The organism is Kineococcus sp. DHX-1 (assembly GCF_042473625.1).
Taxonomy (GTDB): domain Bacteria; phylum Actinomycetota; class Actinomycetes; order Actinomycetales; family Kineococcaceae; genus Kineococcus.
On record NZ_CP170445.1, the window covers coordinates 2630244 to 2652888 of the forward strand.

A 22645-nucleotide genomic window follows, 5' to 3' on the forward strand; every position below is an offset into this window, starting at 1 on the left:
GGCTCAGGAGGAGGCGCGCACGGCGGCCGCGGCGGTGGCGGCGCGCAGGGCCTCGACGGCGGCGCTGGCGGCCTTCTGCTCGGCCTCCTTCTTGCTGCGCCCCTCGCCGTGCCCCAGGGCGGTGCCCCCCACGACGGCGTCGGCCGTGAAGTTCTTGGCGTGGTCGGGCCCGGACTCGGAGATGGCGTAGGAGGGCACACCGAGGCCCTCGGCCGCCGTCAGCTCCTGCAGCGCCGTCTTCCAGTCGGTCCCGGCGCCGAGCCGCTCGGAGGAGTCCATGAGCGGAGAGGTCAGGCGCAGCACGAACTCGCGCGCGCCCTCCATGCCGACGGACAGGTAGGTCGCCCCGATGACGGCTTCCATGGTGTCGGCCAGGATCGAGTTCTTGTCCCGGCCACCGGTGCCGAGCTCGCCCTTGCCGAGACGCACGTGCGCGCCGAGGTCGAGGCCCCGGGCGATGTCCGCAAGGGCGCGGGAGTTCACGACAGCGGCCCGCAGCTTGGCGAGCCGGCCCTCGGAAACGTCCGCGAACCGCGCGTAGAGCTCGTGCGTGACGACCAGGCCGAGCACGGCGTCCCCGAGGAACTCGAGACGTTCGTTGGTCGGCAGCCCGCCGTGCTCGTAGGCGTAGGAGCGGTGGGTCATCGCGAGCAGCAGGAGCTCGGCCTCCACCTCCACGCCCAGGGCAGCAGTCAGCCGGGCGACATCGCGGACGTCGCCCGGCGTGACGGCGGGGGCCTGCTGAGCGGTCAGCTCAGAGGTCCTTGACCTTGCGGCCCTTGTACTCGAGGTACAGCGGGGTGCCGGCGGAGTCGGTGACCACGCGGGCGGTGTGGGGGCGCGAGTAGGCGACCTGGCCACGGACGGTGCTGCGGACCAGCGTCTCCTCCTGCGCCTTCCACTGCGAACGGCGGGCGCGCGTGTTGCTGCGGGACATCTTCCGCTTCGGGACGGCCACGATCAGCTCTTCTCTCTGGTTCCGGACGGGGAGTCGTCACTGCTGTGGAGCAGGGACTGCAAGGCGGACCACCGCGGGTCCGCCGGTTCTTCGGAGACGGGGGCCGGTTCGGACACCCCGATCTCGTAGTCCTGCTGGCAGGGGCCGTCGCACTCGGGCTGGAACGGCAGTTCCGGCACGATCGCGTCCCGCACGGCGGGTTCGAGGTCGACGAGCTCGCCGGGGGCGACCTCACGGATCTCGTCCTCGTCGTCGGCCACCTCGACCGGCGTCTTGCCGGGGTAGGCGAACAGCTCCTGCAGCGTGACCTCGACGGGTTCGGTGACCTCGGTGAGGCACCGGACGCACTCGCCGACGGCGGTGCCGCGGACGGTGCCCGAGACGAGCACACCCTCCATGACGGCTTCCATCCGCAGGTCGAGCTCGAGGTCGCTGCCCTCGGGCACACCGATGACGGCGATCCCGAGGTCGGCGGGGGCGGGCACGGTGCGCTGGACGGTGCGCATCGTCCCCGGCCGGCGGCCGAGGTCGTGCGTGGACAGCACGAGCGGCGCGTTCGGGTCCAGGTGACCCTCCGGCAGCTGCCTCTTGCTCACGTCCACACCTCGTCGCTCGACCGTTCCGACACACCACTCGGCCCCGTCGCTGGGTGGGAGCACCACACGCGCCGAGGCCGTCCCCAAGGGTAACCGAGGCGGCGGCCACGACCCAATCGCGCGCGGGGGCAGCGCGTCAGGAGCTGCTCTCGGACGTCGTGGCCGACGCGTCCGGGCCCGGCCCGGCGTCCGCGGCGGGCTCCGTGCCCGTGTCGCGCACCTTGAGCCGGTCGCGTCCGCGCGCGGCCTGCTGCTTGAGGCGGTCCAGCTCGTCCTCGAAGTCGGCGAGCTTGCGGTCCACCCAGGCGTCGGCGTCCAGGCGCAGGCGCTTGGCCTCGTCCCGGGCAGTCTGCACGATGTGGTCGGCGCGTTCGCGCGAAGCCTTCGTCACGGCCTGGGCGTCCACGAGCTCCTCCGCGCGGGACCGCGCTTCGGAGAGCAGCTCGGACGCGTCGACGCGAGCGGCCTCGAGGACCTCGTCGCGCTGGGCGAGCACGTCACCGGCCTGCTGCACCTCGGCGGGCAGCAGCCGCCGGACGTCGGCGACGAGGGCGAGCAGCTGCTCGCGGTCGACCACCACCGACGACGACAGCGGGACACCCCGCGCACCCGACACGAGCGCGGCGAGCTCGCCGAGCTTCTCGTGCACCTCCACAGCAACTGCCTCCCCAGATCACCGCCCGGCGGTCAGGCCGGGTCGGACGCATCCTCCCCCATCCGGGTGGCCAGAGCCGCACGCACCGCCGCGGGCACGAGGCCGGAGACGTCGCCGCCGTACCGGGCGACCTCCTTGACGAGGGAGGACGAGACGTGGCCGTAGGCGGGGTCGCCCACGAGGAACACGGTCTCGACGTCGGCGAGGTGGCGGTTCATCAGGGCCATCGGCAGTTCGTAGGCGTAGTCCGTCCCGCTGCGCAGGCCCTTGACGACCACCGGGGCACCGAGGCGCCGGCAGTGGTCGACGAGCAGGCCGTCCCCGAACTCCGCCACGACCACGCGCGCGGCCCGCGGGTCCCCGGAGTCCGCCAGGGCCCGGCGGACGAGCTCGGCCCGCTCGGGACCCGTGAACAGTCCCCGCTTGCCGGGGTTCACCGCGACCCCCGCATGCACGACGTCGAACAGGTCGGCGGCGCGCAGCAGCACGTCGAGGTGGCCGAGGGTCAGGGGGTCGAAGCTGCCGGGACACACGCACGCCCGCACCGCTGGAGTCACGACCGCACCGTAGCGACCCACACCGTCGTCTCCCCGTAACGGCGTTCGCGGACGCGGTCGACGACGTCCGGCCAGCCGGGTTCGGGGGTGCGGGAGGAGCGCTCGACGACGAGGGTCGCCCCGGGGGCCAGCGACGGTCCGAGCACCGCCAGCAGCGCCGTCACGTCCTCGGTCGCGACCGCGTACGGCGGGTCGAGCAGGACGAGGTCCCAGCCGCCGTCGACGACGGCCGACGGCGAGGCGGCGAAGCGTTCGGCGCGGTCGGTGACGACGCGGACGCCGGGCAGCCCGAGCGCGGCGACGTTGGTCCGGGCCGTCGCGGCGGCGGGCTTGGCGGCCTCGACGAGGACGACCTGCTGCGCTCCGCGGCTGGCCGCCTCCAGGCCCAGGGCGCCGGACCCGGCGTAGAGGTCCAGCACGCGAGCCCCCTCGACCGCCCCGGCCGCGTCGAGCGCGCTGAACAGCGCCTCCCGGACGCGGTCGCTCGTGGGGCGCGTCGTCTCCCCCGGCGGCACCTTCAGCCGCCTCCCGCCGGCCACCCCGGCCACGATGCGCGTCACGAGACCTTCCTCGCCCGGTGCGCCGCGTAGGCCCAGCCGATGCCGACGGCCGCCGCCGACGCCGCGAGCTGACCCAGCAGCAGCCAGTCGAAGGCACCGCGGGCCAGGGTGGCGAGCAGGACCGGCACGCTGACCAGGACGGCGAGGTCGGGGCCGGTGGTCACGGCCGCGGCCGCCCCCGGCGGGACGGCCCCCATGGCCGTCGAGACGGCGGGGCCGGACAGGTCGGGGTCGGGACGGACGGCCCCGCGCAGGGCCGCAGCGGCGAAGCCCGGCCCCGCCAGGGCCCCCAGCAGCGACCACGACCACCACGCCGCGCCGAGCGACTCCCCGTGCAGCAGACCGGAGGCCGTGACGGCGAGCGGGTAGGCCAGGGCCCCCCACACCGCCGCGAGGGCGGCCACCGGGATCCACCGGACGGCGACGACGGTCGAGGCCGCGATCGGCAGCGCGCGGGCGGCCGCCGGGACGAGCGCGAGGCTGCGGGCCGGTTCCGACAGCGTGGTGGCGGCGGCGTACCCGGCGAGCCACAGGAACAGCGCGGCGACGGCCCGGTGCGCCGAGGTGCCGGCGGCGAGCACGAAGGGGACGAGGACGAGGACCCCGGCGGTCACCAACCGGCGCGGCTGCCGGCGCAGGAGCAGCACGTCCGCGGCGACGACGGCCGAGACCGGGCCGCTGACGCGCGGGAACCGCCGCCGGCGCCGGACCCGCCCGCCGGAGTCGGCCGCGATCGCGCGCCCCATCTCGCGGATGTCGACCTGCAGCACCGAGGACGTGAGCCGCTCGAGCCGGGACGCCCCGCGCCGCAGGGAGGGCGACGGCACGTCCCCGGCCTGCGCCAGGGCGGGCCGGCCCGCCAGGACGGCCACGACGACCGCGCCGGCCGCGACGACGGCGGCGGGCACGAGGACGGCCTCGGGCTGCACGGCGTCGACGGCGATGCCGACGGCGGCGCTGGCCGCGAGCGCGACGACGACGGCCACGCCCACGGCGTCCAGGACGCGACCGGCGCGCAGCAGCGCGGGCACGCCGGACCGGATCGCGGGGCGGACGACGAGCAGGTACCCGGCCCCCGCGAGCCCGGCCCCCACGGCGAACCCGCCACCGAGCCCCGCGGCCGCGAGCGGCCCCGTGAGCTCGGCCGTGACGCCGAAGGCGATCGACGTGGCCCAGGCCGTGAACAGCCCGCCCGCGAGCGCCGAGCCGAGGGCGCGGCGGCGCACGACGGGTCGAAGCAGCTCACCGCGGTCGACGGGCAGCGGCGTCCACCACGTCGTGGGCGCGGTGCCGAGGGAGACCGGGCCGAGCCGGCACCACACGGCGAGCCCGAAGGCCACGAAGCTCACCGACAGGCCGACGGCGGTCAGGACGGCCGAGGTCTGCGCGGTCCAGCCCGGTCCCCCGCCGGAGGCGGACAGCCCGGCCCGCAACGCGTTGCGCAGCGAACCGCTGCCGCCGAGGAGCAGCAGGAAGGCGATGCCGACCTGGAGCAGCGTCGTGTAGGTGTCGACGACGGTGGCCCGCAGACCGCGGGCGGCGCGGGAGGGCGCGGCCTCGTCGACCAGCTCGCGCCGCGTCGGGTAGGGCTGGTCGGCGAGGGGACCGACGAGGTCCCCGGACGCGGCGCTCACCGGACGGGGTCGCTGACGATGTGGGCGGCCTCGTCGGCGTCGACGACGCGGCAGGTCCCCCCGGCTCCGGCCCGGCCGTCGCCCCCGTCGTCGATGACGACCGCGCGCGTGGCGAGCCGGCGCAGCAGGACGACGTCGTGGGTCGCCAGGACGAGGGCCGTCCCGGCGTCGCGCTCGGCGAGCAGCCGGTCGGCGAGGGCCTCCCGGCCCGTCGGGTCCAGGCGCTGCTCGGGTTCGTCGAGCAGCAGCACCGAACGCGGCCGCACGAGCGCGGCGGCGAGGAGCAGACGCCGCTTCTGCCCGCTGGACAGGGACGTCGGCAGCTGGTCGGCGGCGTCGGTGAGCCGCTGGGCCTCCAGCTCGGCGTCGACGACCTCGACGACGTCGCGCACGCCGTGGCCGCGGGCGACGAGCTCGAGGTGCTCGGCGACCGACAGCTCGGCGAACCAGGCGTCCTCGTCGAAGACGCAGGCGACCTCGCGGCGGAACCGCACCGACCGCTCGTCGACGGGTTCTCCGTGCAGGCGCACGGTGCCGTCGAGGGGTTCGAGGAGCCCGGCCACGGCCCGCAGGACCGTGGACTTCCCCGCGCCGTTGGCCCCGACGAGGCACAGCGCCTCGCCGCGGGCGACGTCGACGGTCACGGGGGCGCAGACGGGGTCGCCGTAGCCGACGAGGAGGCGCTCCATCCCGAGCACGACGTCCCGGGCGGGACCGCGGGCCCCCGTGCGCTTGCTCTTGCTCATGTGCGCGTCCTCACGTGCGGCCCAGGAAGGCTGCGGTGTCGCCGGTGACGCGGGAGGCGACGGCCGCCGCGAGCCCGGGGTGCCGGGCGAGGTCGGGGTCGACCTCGACGAGGGTGCGGGCCCGGGAACGGGCCCGCTCGATGACGTCGGCGTGCTGCAGGACGCCGAGGAGCTGCAGGGAGGACCGCTCGCCGGACTGCGCGGCGCCGAGGACGTCGCCCTCGCGCCGTTCGGCGAGGTCGAGCCGGGCGAGCTCGAACCCGTCGCGCGTGCGGGCCAGGGCCTTCAGGCGGCGGCCGGCGCGGGAGTCCGGGCTGGTGTCCGACAGCAGCAGGCACGTCCCGGGCAGGCCGCCGCGGCCGATGCGGCCGCGCAGCTGGTGCAGCTGGGAGATGCCGAACCGGTCGGCGTCCACGACGACCATGACGCTGGCGTTCGGCACGTCGACCCCGACCTCGACGACGGTGGTGGCGACGACGACGTCCAGCTCGCCGGCGGCGAACCGGCCCATGACGTCCTCCTTCTCGGCGGGCACGAGCCGGCCGTGCAGGACCTCGGTGCGCAGGGCCGCGGTCGCCGGGTGGGCGCGGACGACCTCCACGACCTGCGAGACCGCCGCGGGCGGACGGGGTGCCGGACGCCCCCCGGCGGTGCCCCCCTTCCCCTTCCCCTTCCCCTTCGCCTTCGCCGGCGGCTGCGCCTCCTCGTCGTCCGGCTCCTCGGCCCCGTCGGCGAGGTCGTCGTCGTCGGCGTCGATGCGCGCGCAGACGACGTAGGCCTGCCGGCCCAGGGCCGCCTCCTCGGCGATCCGCTGCCAGGTGCGGTCGATCCAGGCGGGTTTGTCCTGCGGCACGACGACGGTCTGGACGTCGGCGCGGCCGGGGGGCAGTTCGTCGAGGACGGAGGTCTCCAGGTCGCCGAACAGCGTCATGGCGACGGTCCGCGGGATCGGGGTGGCGGTCATGGCCAGCAGGTGGGGAACTCCGCGGCCGGTCTCGGTCCCCTTGCGGCGCAGCACGTCCCGCTGTTCGACGCCGAACCGGTGCTGTTCGTCGACGACGACCAGGCCGAGGTCGGCGAACTGCACGCCCTCCTGCAGCAGCGCGTGCGTGCCGACGACGATGCCGGCCTCCCCGCTCGCCGCGGCCAGGAGCGACTCCCGTCGCGCCGCCGCCCCCATGGAGCCCGTCAGCAGCACCACGCGGGTGCCGCGCGGGTCCCCGCCGAGGAACCCGCCGGCGGCGAGGTCGCCGAGGGCACCGGTGATCGAGCGCAGGTGCTGCGCGGCGAGGACCTCGGTCGGGGCGAGCAGCGCGGCCTGTCCCCCGCCGTCGACGACGGTGAGCATGGCGCGCAGCGCCACCAGCGTCTTGCCGGACCCGACGTCGCCCTGCAGGAGGCGTTGCATGGGGTGCGGCCGGGCCAGTTCCGCGGCGATCTCCTCCCCGACGCGGCGCTGGGCCCCGGTCAGCGGGAACGGCAACCGCTCGTCGAAGGCCGCGGCGATGCCGTCGGGCGAGGGGACGCGCGCCACGGCGGTCTGGGTGGCCGTCGAGGCGCGGCGCAGGGCCAGCGCCGTCTGCAGGACGAAAGCCTCCTCGAACCGCAACCGGTCCTGCCCCCGCGCGAGGTGGGCGCGGTCGCGGGGGCGGTGCACGGCTTCCAGTGCAGCCAGCGGCGGCAGCAACCCCTCGGCCGCGGCCACGTCGTCGGGCAGGAACTCCTCCACCCCGGCGGCCGGCCCGGCGGCCGCGAGCGCGTCCAGCAGCGTGGCGACGCTGGCGCGGACGACGAAGTTCGGGCAGCTCCGTGTCGCCGGGTACAGCGGGACGGGCGCCTCGGCGCGCGCGCCGGCGTCGTCGCCCTCCTCGAGGGGTTCGAAGACGGGTTTGTCCAGCTGCCAGGTCTCGCGGAACTTCCCGGCGCGGCCCGTGGCCAGGACGAGCGAACCCACCGGGTACTTGCCCAGGAGGGGACCGAACTGGTGCTGGGTGGCCATGAAGAACGTCGCCGTGATGCGGTCCCGGCCGTCCGAGAGGGTCACCACCGTCCGCCAGCCCGTCTTGCGCTGCAGCGGTTGCGGCTTCCCCACGTCCTGCACCTGCGCGACGATCGACACGTCCTCGCCGACGACCAGCTCGCGGATCGGGGTGAGGTCACCGCGGTCCTGGTACTTGCGCGGCAGGTGCCACAGCAGGTCCCGGCCCGTCTCCAGCCCGAGGTCGCTCAGCCACTTCGACGGGTTGGCGTTCTTGCTGGTCCCGTCGCCGGCGCGGGGCACCAGGCTGGACAGCGGGGCGTCCAGGTCGAGCACGCGGGCAGGTTACCGCTGCTCACCCCTGCGCCTGGACGACCCGGTCCCGCCCGGCGCGCTTGGCCTCGTAGAGCGCGGCGTCGGCGCGGTCGACCAGCGCGGCCACGGACTCCTCCGCCACGACCCGGGCGCCGCCGACGCTGACGGAGAGCCGGTGCTCGCTGCGGCCCGGGACGGTGCAGCGCGCGACCGCGGCCCGGACGCGGTGGGCGACGTCGGCCAGGTCCCCGGCACCGGCCGCGCCTGCGCGCACGTCCGGGGACACCAGCACGACGGCGAACTCGTCGCCCCCGAGGCGTCCCACGACGTCACCGGCGCGGCACGCGGCGCGCAGCTCGGCCGCGACGGTGCACAGGACGGCGTCGCCCACGGGGTGGCCGTAGCTGTCGTTGACGGACTTGAAGCGGTCGAGGTCGACGAGGAGCAGTCCCTGCGCGGTGCCGTCGGCGACCCGGGCGGCCAGGGCCGCGTCGAACGCCCGGCGCGTCACCAGGCCGGTGAGGGCGTCCTCGGCCGCCTCGCTGCGCAGCCGCGCCAGCAGCCGTTCCTGGGACTCACCGGACCGGGTCAGCAGGAGCGTCACGAGACCGAACGTGGCCAGGTGGGCGGGGGTGTCCCGCAGGACGCCGACCGGGCCCTCGAGCACCCCGAGGAGGACGGCGTCGGCCAGCACGGCCTGGGCGGTGAGCAACCACGCCGCCCGGGGTCGCAGGTGGAAGGCGGCGAACAGCGCCGGCCAACCCAGGTAGATCTGGGCGCCGAAGGAGGCGTCGTCCGTCCACAGGCAGAGCAGGAGCACGACGCCGCCGGCGAGGGCGGCCAGGGCCGCCGGGCCCACCGCCGGAGCCCGTCGCGGACGCAGCGCCATCGCGACCGCCAGCAGCCCGACGAGCGCCGCGCTGATCCCCGTGACGAGCCACCCGCCGGGGCGGGTGCCCATCGTCTCGGGCGAGACGACGCCGTTGCCGAGGGCGTAGAGGCAGCCGATCGCCGTCATGGTGCCGACCGCACGGGACGCGGCGACGTGGTCGCGGGCCGCCCACCACCGGCCGCGGCGCGGCTGCTGGGGGTCGGTCGGCACACCGGACCATCGGCCCCGGGGCGCCCGGGCTGGAGGCGACGACGTCCTGACCGCGCCGGTTTCACCCGGGCGGCGGTCCTCGGCTATGGTGTTCGAGGTGTCCGGACGGCCGGGCACCTGCGCCTCCCGTCCGGGGGGCTGCACTTCTCGTTCGACTTCAGGAGTTCCCCGTGGCTGCCACCTGTGACGTCTGCGCCAAGGGCCCTGGCTTCGGCAAGAGCGTCTCGCACTCGCACCGGCGGACCAACCGCATGTGGCTCCCGAACATCCAGCGGATCAAGGCCACCGTGAACGGTTCCCCGAAGCGCCTCAACGTGTGCACCTCCTGCCTGAAGGCGGGCAAGGTCACGCGCTGACCCCCTTCCAGACGATGAAGGGCCGGATCCTGCGGGATCCGGCCCTTCGTCGTTCCCGGGGTGCTCACCTGCTCAGCGCGCGAAGTGGTCCCACCCGGTCGCGCCCGTCCAGGCGACTGCGTCGACGAGGACGGGGTGCGGGCCTGCCGCGCCCACGCGCCCCACGGTCGCGAAGGGCGCCGGCAGGACGGCCGCCGGCGGGAAGCAGCCCAGGAGAGCGTGGTCCTCGCCGCCGGTGAGGACCAGCTCGAGGCCCCGCTCCGGGCCGAGTTCGCGAGCCCACTCCCCCAGCACCCCCGCCGTCGTCAGCTCGACCGTCACGGCGCTGGCCGCGGCGATGCGGCCCGCGTCGCGCAGCAACCCGTCGCTGACGTCCATGAGGGCGGTGGCACCGGCGAGCGCCGCGGCCGGGCCGGCGGTGACGGGCGGTTGCGGACGCCGGTGCGCGGTGACCAGCTCGTCCTCGCGGGGTGAACGGGACCCGTTGCGCTGCAGCACCTCCAGTCCCGCCCCGGAGCGACCGAGCACCCCGGCGACGGCCACGACGTCGCCGGGCCGCGCGCCCGAGCGCAGCACGGGAGGTCGGCCCTGCAGGTCCCCGAGGGCCGTCACGGACACGACGACCTCGCTCGCGCCGGACAGGTCGCCGCCGACGACGACCGCGTCAAAGCGCGCGCACGCGGCGGCGACCCCCCGGGCGAAGTCCTCGACCCACGCGACCTCGAGGTCGGTCGGCACGGACAGGCCGACGAGCAGGCCCGTGCAGCGGCCGCCCATCGCGGCGACGTCGGCGACGTTCTGCGCCACGGCCTTCCAGCCGACGTCGGCGCCGCTGGACCAGTCGCGTCGGAAGTCGCGGAACTCCACGAGGACGTCGGTCGTGGCCACGACGCGCCCGTCGGGCGCGGCCACGAGGGCCGCGTCGTCCCCGGGGCCGAGCAGCGCGTCGGTCGGCATGAGCGGGACCACGCGGGCCAGCAGGGCCGTCTCGTCGAGGTCCCCGACCCGCAGGTCAGCTGCCCCGTCCCGTGCCCCGTCCCGTGCCCCGTCCCCTGCCCCGTCCAGCGCCCGCTCCACGGGCGGGCACACTACGGGGCGATGTCCAGCACCCCCTCGAGCACCCCGCCCAGCGGCTCCGGTCACCCGTCCCGGCCCGGGCGGCTCGTCGTCGGGCTCGTCGTGGTCGTCGTGGCCGCGGTGGCCGTGTGGGTCTACCTGCGCGGCTCGGACGGGGTGGAGGCCGCCCCGCAGGCCGGCGACCCCGCGTGCGCACCCCTGCTGCGGGCCCTGCCGGACAGCCTCGACGGGCTCGGCCGCACCCCCCAGGGGGCCGAGGGCGTGGCGGTGTGGGGCGAGGACCGGGTCGTCCTGCGCTGCGGCGGCCTCGTGCTCGGGCCCACGACGAAGGCGTGCATCCCCGTCGGGCCGGACTCCGGGCCGACGGTGGACTGGGTGCAGGACGCGAGCAACGACCGCGCGGTGCGGTTCCTCACCTACGGCCGTTCTCCCGCGGTCGAGGTGACCGTCCGGTTCGGGCCAGGCCTGACGCGCGACCAGGCGACGTCGCAGCTCGTCGACCTCGCCGGGCCGGTCTCGGCCATCGAGCAGACGCGGACCTGCCTCTGAGCGGTCAGCGCAGCCCGGTGGGCCGCTGCAGCGCGAGCGTGAGCAGGTGGTCGACGAGCTGCGGGTAGTCCACGCCGGTCGCGGCCCACATCCGCGGGTACATCGAGAACGGCGTGAACCCGGGCATCGTGTTGATCTCGTTGACGACGATCCCCTCCGCGCCGTCGGTCGCCCGGAAGCGCTCGACGTCGACGAACAGGTCCACGCGCGCCAGCCCCTCGGCCTCCATGGCCTCGAAGACGCGGACCGCCGTGCGCCGCACGGCCGCGGTGACGTCGTCGGGCAGGTCGGCCGGGCACGAGAGCCGCACGTTGCCGGCGTCGAGGTACTTGGCCTCGAAGTCGTAGAAGTCGTGGCCCCCGACGACCTCGACCTCCCCGGGCAGGCTCGTGCGGGGCTCGCCCCCGGCGAGGTCCTCCAGGACGCCGCACTCGACCTCGCGGCCGCTCAGGGCGGCCTCGACGACGACCTTGGGGTCGTGCGCGACGGCCTCGGCGACGGCGGCCTCGAGCCCGGCGCGGTCGGTGACGCGGGTGATCCCGATGCTCGACCCGGCGCGGGCGGGTTTGACGAAGACGGGGTAGCCGAGCGCCTCGACCTCGGCGACGACGGCGTCCCGGTCGGCGTCCCATCGCTTGGCGCGGAACGACGTCCAGGGCCCGACGGGCAGCCCGTGACCGGCCAGCAGCAGCTTCATGACCTGCTTGTCCATGCCCGCGGCCGAGGCGAGCACGCCCGAGCCCACGTACCGGGTGTCGGACAGCTCGAACAGGCCCTGCAGGGTGCCGTCCTCGCCGAACGGGCCGTGCAGCAGCGGCAGCACCACGTCGACGGGCCCACCGAGCGCCTCACCCGAGACCGTCTGCAGCGCACGCGACTCCACGTCCTGCGACAACGCGACGGACGGCCCGGCAGCCGGCACCTGCGGCAGCTTGCCGTCGGCGAGCTCGAACTGCGCCGGGTCGTCGTCGACGAGGACCCAGCGGCCGCTCGTGGTGATCCCGACGGGGACGACGTCCCACACCGACCGGTCGAGGGCGGCCAGGACCCCCGCGGCGGTCACGCAGCTGATGGCGTGCTCGGAGGAACGGCCACCGAAGACGACGGCGACGCGCGGGCGGGGGGTGGGCTGGCTGCTCATCGGCGCCGACCCTACCGGCGGTGTGGTTGGGTTCTGCCGTGCCGCAGAACGACGACCCGACCGTGTCCTCCGCTCAGTCCTCCGCTCAGTCCTCCGCCCCCCGGCAGGACCCGCCCCTGTCCCCCGCCACCGTCGCCGTCGTGGCGGGCCGGCCCCGCAGGGCCCTCGACAGCGAGCTGAACACCCCCGTGTCGCTGTCGGCGACGTTCGTCGGCGGTGGGTCCCTCGGCACCGCGGCCCTGGGCTACGGCCGTTTCGCCAACCCGACGTGGGAGGCGCTGGAGAGCGCCGTCGGCGAGCTCGAGGGCGGCCGGGCGCTGGCCTTCGCCTCCGGGATGGCCGCCGTGGCCGCCGCCCTGCACCTCGTGCCCGCTGACGGCACGGTCCTGGTCCCGCACGGCGCCTACAACGGCACGCACGCCCTGACCGGGCTGCTCGCCGCTCAGGGCCGACTGGCGGTGCTGCCGACGGACATCACCGACGTCGAGGGCGTGCGGACGGCGCTCGCAGGCCTGGACGGCCCGGTCGTGCTGTGGCTGGAGTCCCCGACGAACCCGCTGCTGGAGGTCGCCGACCTCACCGCGCTGGCCACCGTCGCCCACGAGCACGACGCGGTCGTGGTGGTGGACAACACCTTCGCGACGCCGCTGCTGCAGCGGCCGCTGGAGCTGGGCGCCGACGTCGTCGTGCACTCGGTGACGAAGTTCCTCTCCGGCCACTCCGACGTCGTCCTCGGCGCGGTCGTCGCCCGGGACGAGACGCTGCTGGCCGCGCTGCAGGCCCACCGCACGCTGCACGGCGCCATCCCCGGCCCGATGGAGACGTTCCTGGCGCTGCGCGGGCTGCGGACGCTGCCGCTGCGGCTGGAGCGCTCGCAGGCCAGCGCCGCCGACCTGGCCCGCCGCCTGGGCGCCCACCCGGCCGTGACGCGCGTGCGCCACCCCTCCCTGCCCGACGACCCGGGCCACGCGCTCGCGGCGACGCAGATGACGGGGTTCGGCGCGCTCGTGTCGATCGAAGTCGTCGGCGGCCCCGCGGGGGCCGACGCGGTCGTGGACGCCGTGCGGTTGTGGGTGCCCGCCACCAGCCTCGGCGGGGTGGAGTCGCTCATCGAGCGGCGTCGTCGGCACGCCTCCGAGCCCGCGGTGGTGCCCGAGGACCTGCTGCGGCTGTCCGTCGGCGTGGAGGACGTCGAGGACCTGTGGCGGGACCTGTCCCGTGCGCTGGACGCCGCGCTGGCGCACGCGAGCGCCTGAGCGGGAACACGCCGGGCGTGTGGCACATTGACACCAGGAGACACGCCCGGCGGACGTCCTTGACAGGCTTTATCTCATCCATGAGATAGCCTCGCCGTCATGGCAGTCTCCACCGAGCAGCTCACCCCGACCGGCGACCACCTGTCGCAGATCGGCGCCCTCATCCGCGACGCGCGCAAGCACCGGGGCCTGACCCAGGTCCAGCTCGCCGAACGCCTGGGCACGTCCCAGAGCGCCGTGCACCGCATGGAGCAGGGTCAGCAGAACGTGTCCATCGACATGCTGCAGCGCGTCGGGCACGCCCTGCAGGACGACATCGTCTCGATCGGCCGTCCCGGCCCGACGCACCTGCGCGTGCACGGGGGCGTCAAGCTCTCCGGCAGCATCGCGGTGAAGTCGAGCAAGAACGCGGGCGTGGCGCTCCTGTGCGCCGCCCTGCTCAACAAGGGCCGCACGACGCTGCGCGGGGTCGCCCGGATCCTGGAGATCCACCGCATCCTCGACGTGCTCGGCAGCATCGGCGTCGAGTACGCCTGGGTCAACGAGAACGACCTCGTCCTCGACGTGCCCAACGACCTCGACCTCGAGGCGATGGACGGCGAGACCGCCCGCCGCACCCGCAGCATCATCATGATGCTCGGCCCCCTGCTGCACCGGTACGACGAGTTCGCGCTCCCCTACGCCGGCGGCTGCGACCTCGGGACCCGCACGGTCGAGCCGCACATGGTCGCCCTGCGCCCCTTCGGCCTGCAGGTCACCGCCACCACCGGGAACTACCACGCGACGGTCGACCGCACCGTCGCCCCGCAGCGCCCCATCGTGCTGACCGAACGCGGTGACACGGTGACCGAGAACGCGCTCATGGCGGCGGCCCGCGTGGACGGCGTCACGACGATCCGCAACGCCAGCCCGAACTACATGGTCCAGGACCTCTGCTTCTTCCTGGAGCTGCTCGGCGTCCGGATCGAGGGCATTGGCACGACGACGCTCGTCGTCCACGGTGTCCCGGACATCTCCGTCGACGTCGAGTACGCGCCGTCGGAGGACCCGGTGGAGGCCATGAGCCTGCTCACCGCGGCGATCATCACGCACTCCGAGCTGACGGTGACGCGCGCACCGATCGAGTTCCTCGAGATCGAGCTGGCCATCCTCGAGGAGATGGGGCTGCGCTACGACCTGTCGCCGGAGTACCCCGCGGCCAACGGCCGCACGCGCCTGGTCGACATCACGGTGCACCCGTCCGAGCTCAAGGCCCCGATCGACAAGATCCACCCGATGCCGTTCCCGGGCCTGAACATCGACAACCTGCCGTTCTTCGCGGTCATCGCGGCGAGCGCCGAGGGGTCGACGACCGTCCACGACTGGGTCTACGACAACCGCGCCATCTACCTCACCGAGCTGAACCGCCTCGGCGCCCGCGTGAAACTCCTCGACCCGCACCGCGTGCTCGTCGAGGGCCCCACGCGCTGGTCCGGCGCCGAGGTGCTGTGCCCGCCGGCCCTGCGCCCCGCCGTCGTCGTGCTGCTGGCGATGCTGGCGGCCAAGGGCACCTCGGTGCTGCGCAACGTGGACATCATCGCCCGCGGGTACGAGCAGCTCGCCGAACGCCTGACGCCGCTGGGCGCGCAGATCGAGACGTTCCGCGACTGAGGCCCCGCCGCGCACGAGAAGGCCCCCGCACTCCGGTGAGTGCGGGGGCCTTCTCGCGTGCGGGAACTGCGCGGGTCAGGCCTTCTTGGCCGTGCGCCGGGCGGTCGTCGCGGTCTTGGCCGGAGCGGCCTTCTTCGCCGCGGCGGTCGTGCGGGTGGCCGGAGCGGCCTTCTTGGCGGCCGGGGCCGCGGTGCGGGTGGCCGGCGCCGCCTTCTTGGCCGTCGTCGTCGAGGCGGCCGCCTTCTTGGCCGTGCCCGTGGCGGGGGTCGTCAGGACGGCACCGGTCGAGGCGGCGCGCTCCTTGGCCGCGGCCTGGAACGCGCGCAGCGCCTTGGTGTCGGAGACGACCTCCTTGAACGCGGTGCCCGGACGGAAGCGCGGTACCGAGGTCTTCTTGATCTTCACGGCCTCGCCGGTGCGCGGGTTGCGGCCCGTGCGGGCGTTGCGCGCCTGCTTCTCGAACGTGCCGAAGCCGCTGATGGCGACCTTGTCACCCTTGGCGACGGTCAGCGTGATGAGCTCGACGACCGCCTCGACGGCGGTCACGGCCTGCTTGCGACCGCCGAGCTTGGCCTCGAGGGCGTCGACCATCTCTGCCTTGTTCACGGGGCTCCTCCTGGGTACCGGGCGTTGTCCGAACCGATCATCTCCTCGCGCAACGGATCGCGCAGGGCCGAGCAGGAGCCCGACGGGGGAAACGGTACGACCGACGATCACCGGAGTCCACCACCGGTGTGGCGGCGAGTCGTTGCGCCGCAGCACACCTCGCCGCCACCGGCTGGCGTCGCGCTGCGCCGCAGGGGCTTCCCGGCGACGTCCACCCACGCGACACCGGGCTCGGGGTGCGCGCACAGAAGCGTTGCAGCACAACGGTTCAGCACGCAGGACGGCCCCGGTCCCGCTGCGCCGCAGCGGGGTCCGGGGCCGGTCGGGCGCAGGTCAGGCCGACGGCGCCAGCGGGGTCGTCGTCGGCTTGAACGACGGGCGTCGCGTCTCGAAGTCGGCGATGGCGTCGGCGTGGCGCAGGGTCAGGCTGATGTCGTCCAGCCCCTCCATGAGCCGCCACCGCACGTACTCGTCGACCTCGAAGGGGGCCGTGAAGTCGTCCACGCGCACGACGCGCTCGACGAGGTCGACGGTCACCTCGGTGCCCGGGTGCGCCTCCAGCGCCTTCCAGATGAGGTCGATGTCGCTCTGCGACACCACGGCCGCCAGCAACCCCTGCTTGCCGGAGTTGCCGCGGAAGATGTCCCCGAAGCGGGGGGCCAGGACGGCCTGGAAGCCGTAGTCCCGCAGGGCCCACACGGCGTGCTCACGGCTCGAGCCCGTCCCGAAGTCCTGCCCGGCGACCAGGACCGAACCGGGTCGGTAGGGCTCCTGGTTCAGCACGAAGTGCGGGTCGGAGCGCCAGCCGGCGAAGAGGGCGTCCTCGAACCCCGTCTTGGTGACGCGCTTGAGGTAGACCGCGGGGATGATCTGGTCGGTGTCGACGTCGGTGCGGCGCAGCGGCACCCCGACGCCGGTGTGGACGGTGAACTTCTCCATGACGGGTCCTCTCAGGCGGCGGGGGCGGGGACGGGCTCGAGGTCGGCCGGCGAGCTCAACGTCCCGCGCACGGCCGTGGCGGCGGCCACGAGCGGGGAGACCAGGTGGGTGCGACCGCCCTTGCCCTGCCGGCCCTCGAAGTTGCGGTTCGAGGTGGACGCGCAGCGCTCCCCCGGGGCGAGCTGGTCGGGGTTCATCCCCAGGCACATGCTGCACCCGGCGAAGCGCCAGTCCGCGCCGAACTCCTTGAACACGGTGTCCAGGCCCTCGGCCTCGGCCTGCAGGCGCACCCGCGCCGACCCGGGGACGACCATCATGCGGACGTTCTCGGCCTTCGTGCGCCCGCGCACGACGTCCGCGGCCGCCCGGAGGTCCTCGATGCGGCTGTTGGTGCAGGAGCCGAGGAAGACCGTGTCGACGGCGATGTCGCGCATGCGCTCCCCGCCGGTCAGGCCCATGTACTGCAGGGCGCGCTCGACGCCCTGCCGGACGCCGTCGTCGCCGATCTCGTCGGGCACCGGGACCGAGCCGGACAGGGGGACGCCCTGGCCGGGGTTCGTGCCCCAGGTGACGAAGGGTTCGAGGGCGGCGCCGTCCAGGACGACCTCGGCGTCGAACTCGGCGTCGTCGTCGGTGCGCAGAGTGCGCCAGTACTCCACGGCGGCGTCCCAGTCCGCGCCCTGCGGGGCGTGCGGACGGTCCTTCAGGTACGCGAACGTGGTGTCGTCGGGGGCGACCATGCCGGCCCGGGCACCGGCCTCGATCGACATGTTGCAGATCGTCATCCGGCCCTCCATCGACAGGGACCGGATCGCCTCCCCGCGGTACTCCAGGACGTAGCCCTGCCCGCCACCGGTGCCGATCTCGGCGATGACGGCCAGGATGATGTCCTTGGCCGTCGTGCCGGGCTTGAGCTGCCCGTCGACCGTGATGGCCATCGTCTTGAAGGGTTTGAGCGGCAGGGTCTGGGTGGCGAGCACGTGCTCCACCTCGGACGTGCCGATCCCCATGCCCAGGGACCCGAACGCGCCGTGGGTCGAGGTGTGCGAGTCACCGCACACGACCGTCATCCCCGGCTGGGTGAGCCCGAGCTGCGGGCCGACGACGTGGACGATGCCCTGCTCGGCGTCGCCGAGCGGGTGCAGCCGCACGCCGAACTCGGCGCAGTTCTCGCGCAGCGTCTGCAGCTGCTTGGCGGACGTCGTGTCCTCCAGCATCGACAGGGGGCGCTGGATGTCCGCGGTGGGGGTGTTGTGGTCCTCGGTGGCGATCGTCAGGTCCAGCCGCCGCACGGGACGCCCGGCCATCCGTAGCCCGTCGAACGCCTGCGGGCTCGTCACCTCGTGCACGAGGTGGAGGTCGATGAAGAGCAGGTCGGGTTCGCCGTCCTGCCCCTTGCGGACGACGTGGTCGTCCCACACCTTCTGCGCCAGCGTGCGTCCCATGACCGGCTCTCCTCCTGCGTCTCACACCTTGCGTCTCACGGACTGAGACGCCAGTATCGCTTCGTGGACAAGAGTAGCGGAGTCGGCGTCCTCGACAAGGCCGTGCTGGTGCTGGACGCCCTCGAGGCCGGACCGGCCAGCCTGGCCCAGCTCGTCACGACGACGGGGCTCGCCCGGCCCACCGCGCACCGCCTGGCGGTCGCCCTGGAGCACCACCGGCTCGTCCGCCGCGACCTGCAGGGCCGCTTCGTCCTCGGGGCCCGGCACGCCGAGCTGGCGGCCGCCGCGGGCGAGGACCGCCTCGTCGCGGTCGCCGGCCCCCTGCTGACCGCCCTGCGGGACTCCACGGGCGAGAGCGCCCAGCTGTACCGCCGGCACGGGGAGCACCGCATCTGCATCGCGGCCGCCGAACGCCTCCACGGCCTGCGCGACACGGTCCCCGTCGGCTCGTCCATGACGATGCACGCCGGCTCGGCAGCCCAGGTCCTGCTCGCCTGGGACGACCCCGAACGGCTGTCCGTGGAGCTCATGGGCTCCCGCTTCGACGCCGCCACCCTGTCGGGGGTGCGCCGGCGGGGCTGGGCGCACTCCAGCGGCGAACGGGAGGCCGGTGTCGCGTCGGTCAGCGCGCCGGTCCGCGCTCCGTCGGGGCGCGTCCTGGCCGCGGTGTCCGTGTCGGGCCCGGCCGAGCGCTTCGGGCGGCACCCGGGCCGCCGGCACGCCGACGCGGTCCTCGCGACGGCCGCGGCGTTCAGCGCGGCCCTGACGCCCGCCCCGTGAAAGGGCCGGACACGGGAAGAGGCCCCCGGTCAGTGACCGGGGGCCTCATCTGTAGCCCCGACGGGATTCGAACCCGCGCTACCGCCGTGAGAGGGCGGCGTGCTAGGCCGCTACACAACGGGGCCCTAGCTTGCAGTACAAGCGCTGGGGTACCAGGACTCGAACCTAGACTAACTGAACCAGAATCAGTCGTGCTGCCAATTACACCATACCCCATGGTGTTCCGCCCGGCCGGGAACCGGCCGAACGAGATGAACTCTAGCGGGCGCTCACCCTGCTTCCCAAATCGGCTCCCCGGCGGCGGACCTGAGCCGCCGGGGAGGATCGGGTCAGAGGGTGGCGCGCAGCCTCCGGAGCCGCGCGAGCGAGGCGTCGCGTCCTAGGATCTCCATCGACTCGAACAGCGGCGGGGAGACCCGACGGCCCGTGACGGCCGTCCGCAGCGGCGCGAACGCGAACTTGGGCTTGACCCCGAGGCCGTCGACGACGGCCGCCCGCAGCGACGCTTCGAGGGCCGGCGTCGTCCACTCCTCCAGCGCCTCCAGCGCCGTCAGCGACGCGTCGAGGACGTCGGCAGCCTCGGGCCGCAGGGCCTTCGTGGCGTCCTCCTCCAACACGACGTCCTCGTCGGCGACGAAGAGGAAGCCGAGCATCCCCGGCGCCTGGCCGAGCAGCGTCATCCGCTCCTGCACCAGCGGCGCGGCGGCCGCGAGGCGCGCCTGCTGCTCGGCGGTCGGGTGCTCGGGCAGCACCCCGCCGGCCTGCAGGTAGGGGACGAGGCGGTCGCGGAAGTCCTCGGGAGCCAGCATCCGCAGGTGGGCGGCGTTGACCGCCTCGGCCTTGGCCACGTCGAAGCGCGCCGGCGAGGCGTTGACGTCGGCGACGTCGAAGGCCGCCACCATCTCCTCGACGCTGAACAGGTCCCGGTCCTCGGCGATCCCCCAGCCGAGCAGGGCCAGGTAGTTCAGCAGGCCCTCGGGGACGAACCCGCGGTCGCGGTGGTGGAAGAGGTTGGACTCCGGGTCGCGCTTGGAGAGCTTCTTGTTGCCCTCCCCCATGACGTACGGCAGGTGCCCGAACCGCGGGACGGCCGTGGCCACCCCGATGTCGACGAGCGCCTCGTACAGCGCGATCTGCCGCGGCGTGGAGGAGAGCAGGTCCTCCCCGCGCAGGACGTGGGTGATCTCCATCAGCGCGTCGTCGACGGGGTTGACGAGCGTGTAGAGCGGGTCCCCGTTGGCGCGCACCAGGACCGGGTCGGGGAACGAGCCCGCCTTGAACTCGATCGGCCCGCGGACCAGGTCGTCGAAGGACCAGTCCCGGCCCTCGGGCAGTCGCAGCCGCAGCGTGGGCTCGCGGCCCTCCTCGCGGAAAGCCGCCACCTGCTCGGGCGTCAGGTCGCGGTCGAAGCCGTCGTACCCCAGCACCTTCGGCCGGCCCGCCGCCTCGTGGCGCGCCTCGATCTCCTCGGCCGTGGAGAACGACTCGTACAGGTGCCCGGCGTCCTTGAGGCGCCGCACGACGTCGTCGTAGACCGCGCGCCGCTGGGACTGCCGGTAGGGGCCGTGGGGGCCGCCGACGTCGATGCCCTCGTCCCAGTCCAGGCCGAGCCACGCCAGCGCGTCGAGGATCTGCGCGTAGCTCTCCTCGGAGTCGCGCGCCGCGTCGGTGTCCTCGATGCGGAACACCAGCTTCCCGCCCGTGTGCCGGGCGTAGGCCCAGTTGAACAGCGCCGTCCGGATGAGCCCGACGTGCGGGGTCCCGGTCGGCGAGGGGCAGAAGCGGACGCGCACCGCGGACGGGGCGGGCGCGTCCTCGGCCGTGGTCGCAGGCGTGGTCTCAGCGAGGGTCTCAGTGAAGGTCTCAGTCATGGCAGCACCCAGCCTATTGCGCCCGGCACGCCTGATCGGGTGAGCCCGGAGGGGGCGCCTGCGGCCACCAGGGTGGTTGCTGTCCGTCACGGGTGGTCCGTCCGGGTGGTGGGCCCGCTCACGCAGCGTCACGCGTGTCAGCGTCATCAGGACGAACCCGCTCCCGCCGCCCCCAGGAGACCTCCGTGACCCGCCGCTCGCCCAAGCCCTCGCTCAAGCCCTTCGTCGCCGCCGCCGGCCTGCTGCTGCCGCTGACCGCCCTCACCGCCTGCGGTTCCGTGCAGGCCGCGGCCGGTCTGACGCCCGCCGCCACCACGAGCCCCTCGGCCACGGCGACGCCGACCGCCACCGAGACCGCCGTCGCCGTGACGCCCGTGCAGAACGACCTCGCCCTCGGGTCGGCCCACCACGAGCTGCAGGCCGGCGGGATGACCCTGGCCGTCAACTACTGGTCGACCCTGGACATGGGGAAGTGGACCGCCGAGGCCGCCAAGCCGATCCAGCTCGCCGCGACCATCACCGGCCCGAACCTCGGGACGGCGAAGAAGCAGCAGAAGGCCTACGTCAGCAACTTCACCGTGACGAGCTCGCTCGTCGCCGCCGACGGCACCACCACGACCGGCCCCACCGTCCAGGACACGTCCCGGCAGACCCCGGGCTACCTGGCGATGGCGCCGTACGCCTACTCCACGTCGTTCGTCGTGCCCGCCGTCCCGGCCGGCACCCGCAGCGTCGAGATGCTCATCAGCTACGACGTGCTCGAGCAGAGCGCGCCGGGCGCGGCCGACTACTCCAAGCAGACCGCGACCGACACGATCACCGTCGCGATCGCGCAGCCCGCCGACGCGCAGTGACCACCCGGGGTCTCACTCGGGCGCGGTGAACGTCGTCGAGAGGACGCCGATCCCCTCGACCTCGACCTCGACGCGCTGCCCGGCCCGCACCGGCCCGACCCCCGCCGGGGTGCCGGTCAGGATGACGTCGCCGGGCAGCAGCGTCATGGCCGAGGAGACGTGGGCGATGATCGACGGGATGTCGTGGACCATGAGCGACGTCCGGCCGTCCTGGACGACCTCGAGGTCCTCCCCCGTCCCGACGCGCGTCTCGATGCGGACGTCCGAGGGGTCCAGGTCGGTCTCGATCCACGGCCCGATGGGCGTGAACCCGTCGGCCCCCTTCGCCCGCCACCACTGCTTGTCCGGCCCCTGCAGGGAACGCGCCGTGATGTCGTTCGCGACGGTGTACCCGTAGACGACCTCCGCGACGCGGTCCTTCGGGACGTCCTTGCACAACCGCCGGATGACGACGGCGAGTTCACCCTCGTAGTGCAGTTCCTCCCCCGCCCACGCCGGGATCACCAACGGGTCCCCGGGCCCGGCGACCGACGTGTTCGGCACCGTGAACACCAGGGGTTCGTCCGGCACCTCGTTGCCGAGTTCCTCGGCGTGCGCGACGTAGTTCCGCCCGATCCCCAGGACCTTCGAGCGCGGGATGACCGGCGCCAGCAACCGCGCGTCCACGAGCGGCACCCGCTCCCCCGTCGGGTTCAGCGGGCTGAACAGCGGATCCCCCGAGACGACGAGGATCTCCTCCTCCCCCGGCGCGCCCTCGACGACCCCGTACCGCGGGTCCGAACCACTGGAGGAGAACCTGGCGATGCGCATCCCCTCACCCTAGTGAGCCCGCTGCGCCCCGCCGGGGTTGGGCTCGTTGACGCATCGGGCTCGACCTAGGAGCCCGTGGCGTCAGCGCTACCTGCCCGGCCGTGGGGACCGGGACGGGCTCGCCGACGCAACCGGCTCACCCTAGGAGCCTGCAGCGTCAACGAGCCCGCCTCAGCACCGTGATGCACCGGGCTCCACAGGGTCGCCGTC

The 22645-nt window shown here is 74.4% G+C and carries 23 protein-coding genes and 2 tRNA genes; 6 read left to right on the forward strand and 19 right to left on the reverse strand.

Features of this window, described 5'->3' with window-relative positions; translation table 11 throughout:
* Nucleotides 1-3: 3 nt before the first annotated feature.
* The 10 genes from rnc to ACFEMC_RS12770 form a co-directional block, all read right to left on the reverse strand.
* Nucleotides 4-753, reverse strand: a complete 750-nt coding sequence (gene rnc / locus ACFEMC_RS12725; RefSeq protein ID WP_380176765.1) for a ribonuclease III — start codon at nucleotides 751-753, stop codon at nucleotides 4-6.
* A 1-nt stretch (nucleotide 754) separates the two neighbouring features.
* Nucleotides 755-958: a 50S ribosomal protein L32 gene (gene rpmF / locus ACFEMC_RS12730; RefSeq protein WP_366169218.1), complete on the reverse strand. Its 204-nt coding sequence runs from the start codon at nucleotides 956-958 to the stop codon at nucleotides 755-757.
* A 2-nt stretch (nucleotides 959-960) separates the two neighbouring features.
* Nucleotides 961-1554 carry a YceD family protein gene (locus tag ACFEMC_RS12735; protein ID WP_380169976.1) on the reverse strand — a complete coding sequence of 198 codons (594 nt, stop codon included), beginning with the start codon at nucleotides 1552-1554 and terminating at the stop codon, nucleotides 961-963.
* 136 nt (nucleotides 1555-1690) lie between these two features.
* Entirely contained in the window at nucleotides 1691-2209 is a 519-nt protein-coding gene (locus tag ACFEMC_RS12740) for a hypothetical protein (RefSeq protein ID WP_380169977.1), read from the reverse strand.
* Nucleotides 2210-2241: 32 nt separating this feature from the next.
* A complete protein-coding gene (gene coaD / locus ACFEMC_RS12745) occupies nucleotides 2242-2766 on the reverse strand; it encodes a pantetheine-phosphate adenylyltransferase (RefSeq protein WP_380169978.1) in 525 nt (174 codons plus the stop codon).
* Complete coding sequence (gene rsmD / locus ACFEMC_RS12750; protein WP_380169979.1) at nucleotides 2763-3326, reverse strand: 16S rRNA (guanine(966)-N(2))-methyltransferase RsmD; 564 nt, start codon at nucleotides 3324-3326, stop codon at nucleotides 2763-2765. Before rsmD ends, coaD begins: the two co-directional genes overlap by 4 nt.
* Complete coding sequence (locus ACFEMC_RS12755; protein WP_380169980.1) at nucleotides 3323-4960, reverse strand: DUF6297 family protein; 1638 nt, start codon at nucleotides 4958-4960, stop codon at nucleotides 3323-3325. The genes rsmD and ACFEMC_RS12755 overlap by 4 nt, the downstream gene beginning before the upstream one ends.
* The gene (locus tag ACFEMC_RS12760; RefSeq protein ID WP_380169981.1) at nucleotides 4957-5706 is read right to left on the reverse strand and encodes an ATP-binding cassette domain-containing protein; all 750 of its coding nucleotides are present in this window, start codon (nucleotides 5704-5706) and stop codon (nucleotides 4957-4959) included. Before ACFEMC_RS12760 ends, ACFEMC_RS12755 begins: the two co-directional genes overlap by 4 nt.
* A 10-nt stretch (nucleotides 5707-5716) precedes the next feature.
* Nucleotides 5717-8020 carry an ATP-dependent DNA helicase RecG gene (locus ACFEMC_RS12765; RefSeq protein WP_380169982.1) on the reverse strand — a complete coding sequence of 768 codons (2304 nt, stop codon included), beginning with the start codon at nucleotides 8018-8020 and terminating at the stop codon, nucleotides 5717-5719.
* Between the two features lie 19 nt (nucleotides 8021-8039).
* The gene (locus ACFEMC_RS12770; protein WP_380169983.1) at nucleotides 8040-9101 is read right to left on the reverse strand and encodes a diguanylate cyclase; all 1062 of its coding nucleotides are present in this window, start codon (nucleotides 9099-9101) and stop codon (nucleotides 8040-8042) included.
* 170 nt (nucleotides 9102-9271) lie between these two features.
* Here ACFEMC_RS12770 and rpmB point away from each other — a divergent pair, with 170 nt between their 5' ends.
* The gene (gene rpmB, locus ACFEMC_RS12775) at nucleotides 9272-9457 is read left to right on the forward strand and encodes a 50S ribosomal protein L28 (RefSeq protein ID WP_367637732.1); all 186 of its coding nucleotides are present in this window, start codon (nucleotides 9272-9274) and stop codon (nucleotides 9455-9457) included.
* 72 nt (nucleotides 9458-9529) lie between these two features.
* Here the strand turns inward: rpmB and ACFEMC_RS12780 are convergent, their stop codons facing one another.
* Nucleotides 9530-10468, reverse strand: a complete 939-nt coding sequence (locus ACFEMC_RS12780) for a thiamine-phosphate kinase (RefSeq protein WP_380176767.1) — start codon at nucleotides 10466-10468, stop codon at nucleotides 9530-9532.
* An 87-nt stretch (nucleotides 10469-10555) separates the two neighbouring features.
* Between ACFEMC_RS12780 and ACFEMC_RS12785 the strand changes: the two genes are divergently transcribed.
* Nucleotides 10556-11083 carry a DUF3515 family protein gene (locus ACFEMC_RS12785; RefSeq protein WP_380169984.1) on the forward strand — a complete coding sequence of 176 codons (528 nt, stop codon included), beginning with the start codon at nucleotides 10556-10558 and terminating at the stop codon, nucleotides 11081-11083.
* Between the two features lie 4 nt (nucleotides 11084-11087).
* Here the strand turns inward: ACFEMC_RS12785 and ACFEMC_RS12790 are convergent, their stop codons facing one another.
* Nucleotides 11088-12224 (reverse strand): D-alanine--D-alanine ligase family protein, encoded by a 1137-nt coding sequence (locus ACFEMC_RS12790; RefSeq protein ID WP_380169985.1) that lies wholly within the window; start codon nucleotides 12222-12224, stop codon nucleotides 11088-11090.
* 38 nt (nucleotides 12225-12262) lie between these two features.
* Here ACFEMC_RS12790 and ACFEMC_RS12795 point away from each other — a divergent pair, with 38 nt between their 5' ends.
* Together ACFEMC_RS12795 and ACFEMC_RS12800 are read left to right on the forward strand one after the other, a co-directional pair.
* A complete protein-coding gene (locus ACFEMC_RS12795) occupies nucleotides 12263-13480 on the forward strand; it encodes a trans-sulfuration enzyme family protein (protein WP_380169986.1) in 1218 nt (405 codons plus the stop codon).
* A 99-nt stretch (nucleotides 13481-13579) separates the two neighbouring features.
* Nucleotides 13580-15130, forward strand: coding sequence for a helix-turn-helix domain-containing protein (locus ACFEMC_RS12800; protein ID WP_367637738.1), 1551 nt, complete (start codon nucleotides 13580-13582; stop codon nucleotides 15128-15130).
* Nucleotides 15131-15205: 75 nt separating this feature from the next.
* Here the strand turns inward: ACFEMC_RS12800 and ACFEMC_RS12805 are convergent, their stop codons facing one another.
* The 3 genes from ACFEMC_RS12805 to leuC all read right to left on the reverse strand — a co-directional run bounded on the left by ACFEMC_RS12805 (nucleotide 15206) and on the right by leuC (nucleotide 18120).
* Complete coding sequence (locus ACFEMC_RS12805) at nucleotides 15206-15736, reverse strand: HU family DNA-binding protein (RefSeq protein ID WP_367637739.1); 531 nt, start codon at nucleotides 15734-15736, stop codon at nucleotides 15206-15208.
* A 333-nt stretch (nucleotides 15737-16069) separates the two neighbouring features.
* A complete protein-coding gene (leuD, locus tag ACFEMC_RS12810; RefSeq protein WP_380169987.1) occupies nucleotides 16070-16675 on the reverse strand; it encodes a 3-isopropylmalate dehydratase small subunit in 606 nt (201 codons plus the stop codon).
* Between the two features lie 11 nt (nucleotides 16676-16686).
* Nucleotides 16687-18120, reverse strand: coding sequence for a 3-isopropylmalate dehydratase large subunit (gene leuC, locus ACFEMC_RS12815; RefSeq protein WP_380169988.1), 1434 nt, complete (start codon nucleotides 18118-18120; stop codon nucleotides 16687-16689).
* 63 nt (nucleotides 18121-18183) lie between these two features.
* On the opposite strand from leuC, the gene ACFEMC_RS12820 reads away from it, so the two are divergent.
* The gene (locus ACFEMC_RS12820; RefSeq protein ID WP_380169989.1) at nucleotides 18184-18900 is read left to right on the forward strand and encodes an IclR family transcriptional regulator; all 717 of its coding nucleotides are present in this window, start codon (nucleotides 18184-18186) and stop codon (nucleotides 18898-18900) included.
* A 52-nt stretch (nucleotides 18901-18952) separates the two neighbouring features.
* On the opposite strand, the gene ACFEMC_RS12825 is transcribed toward ACFEMC_RS12820, so the two are convergent.
* The 3 genes from ACFEMC_RS12825 to gltX form a co-directional block, all read right to left on the reverse strand.
* Nucleotides 18953-19025: transfer RNA gene (locus ACFEMC_RS12825), tRNA-Glu, on the reverse strand.
* A gap of 19 nt (nucleotides 19026-19044) precedes the next feature.
* Nucleotides 19045-19116: transfer RNA gene (locus ACFEMC_RS12830), tRNA-Gln, on the reverse strand.
* 113 nt (nucleotides 19117-19229) lie between these two features.
* The gene (gene gltX / locus ACFEMC_RS12835) at nucleotides 19230-20771 is read right to left on the reverse strand and encodes a glutamate--tRNA ligase (RefSeq protein ID WP_380169990.1); all 1542 of its coding nucleotides are present in this window, start codon (nucleotides 20769-20771) and stop codon (nucleotides 19230-19232) included.
* Between the two features lie 185 nt (nucleotides 20772-20956).
* Between gltX and ACFEMC_RS12840 the strand changes: the two genes are divergently transcribed.
* Entirely contained in the window at nucleotides 20957-21625 is a 669-nt protein-coding gene (locus ACFEMC_RS12840) for a hypothetical protein (RefSeq protein ID WP_380169991.1), read from the forward strand.
* A 12-nt stretch (nucleotides 21626-21637) separates the two neighbouring features.
* Here ACFEMC_RS12840 and ACFEMC_RS12845 read toward each other — a convergent pair whose 3' ends face one another.
* Nucleotides 21638-22435 (reverse strand): fumarylacetoacetate hydrolase family protein, encoded by a 798-nt coding sequence (locus ACFEMC_RS12845; RefSeq protein WP_380169992.1) that lies wholly within the window; start codon nucleotides 22433-22435, stop codon nucleotides 21638-21640.
* Between the last annotated feature and the right edge of the window lie 210 nt (nucleotides 22436-22645).

What these genes read in the sequence shown, in the direction of transcription:
- leuC (WP_380169988.1), bottom strand. Translation starts at nt 18,120, where the DNA reads ATGGGACGCACGCTGGCGCAGAAGGTGTGGGACGACCACGTCGTCCGC.
- leuD (WP_380169987.1), bottom strand. Translation starts at nt 16,675, where the DNA reads ATGGAGAAGTTCACCGTCCACACCGGCGTCGGGGTGCCGCTGCGCCGC.
- ACFEMC_RS12800 (WP_367637738.1), top strand. Translation starts at nt 13,580, where the DNA reads ATGGCAGTCTCCACCGAGCAGCTCACCCCGACCGGCGACCACCTGTCG.
- ACFEMC_RS12790 (WP_380169985.1), bottom strand. Translation starts at nt 12,224, where the DNA reads ATGAGCAGCCAGCCCACCCCCCGCCCGCGCGTCGCCGTCGTCTTCGGT.
- ACFEMC_RS12760 (WP_380169981.1), bottom strand. Translation starts at nt 5,706, where the DNA reads ATGAGCAAGAGCAAGCGCACGGGGGCCCGCGGTCCCGCCCGGGACGTC.
- ACFEMC_RS12785 (WP_380169984.1), top strand. Translation starts at nt 10,556, where the DNA reads ATGTCCAGCACCCCCTCGAGCACCCCGCCCAGCGGCTCCGGTCACCCG.
- ACFEMC_RS12845 (WP_380169992.1), bottom strand. Translation starts at nt 22,435, where the DNA reads ATGCGCATCGCCAGGTTCTCCTCCAGTGGTTCGGACCCGCGGTACGGG.
- gltX (WP_380169990.1), bottom strand. Translation starts at nt 20,771, where the DNA reads ATGACTGAGACCTTCACTGAGACCCTCGCTGAGACCACGCCTGCGACC.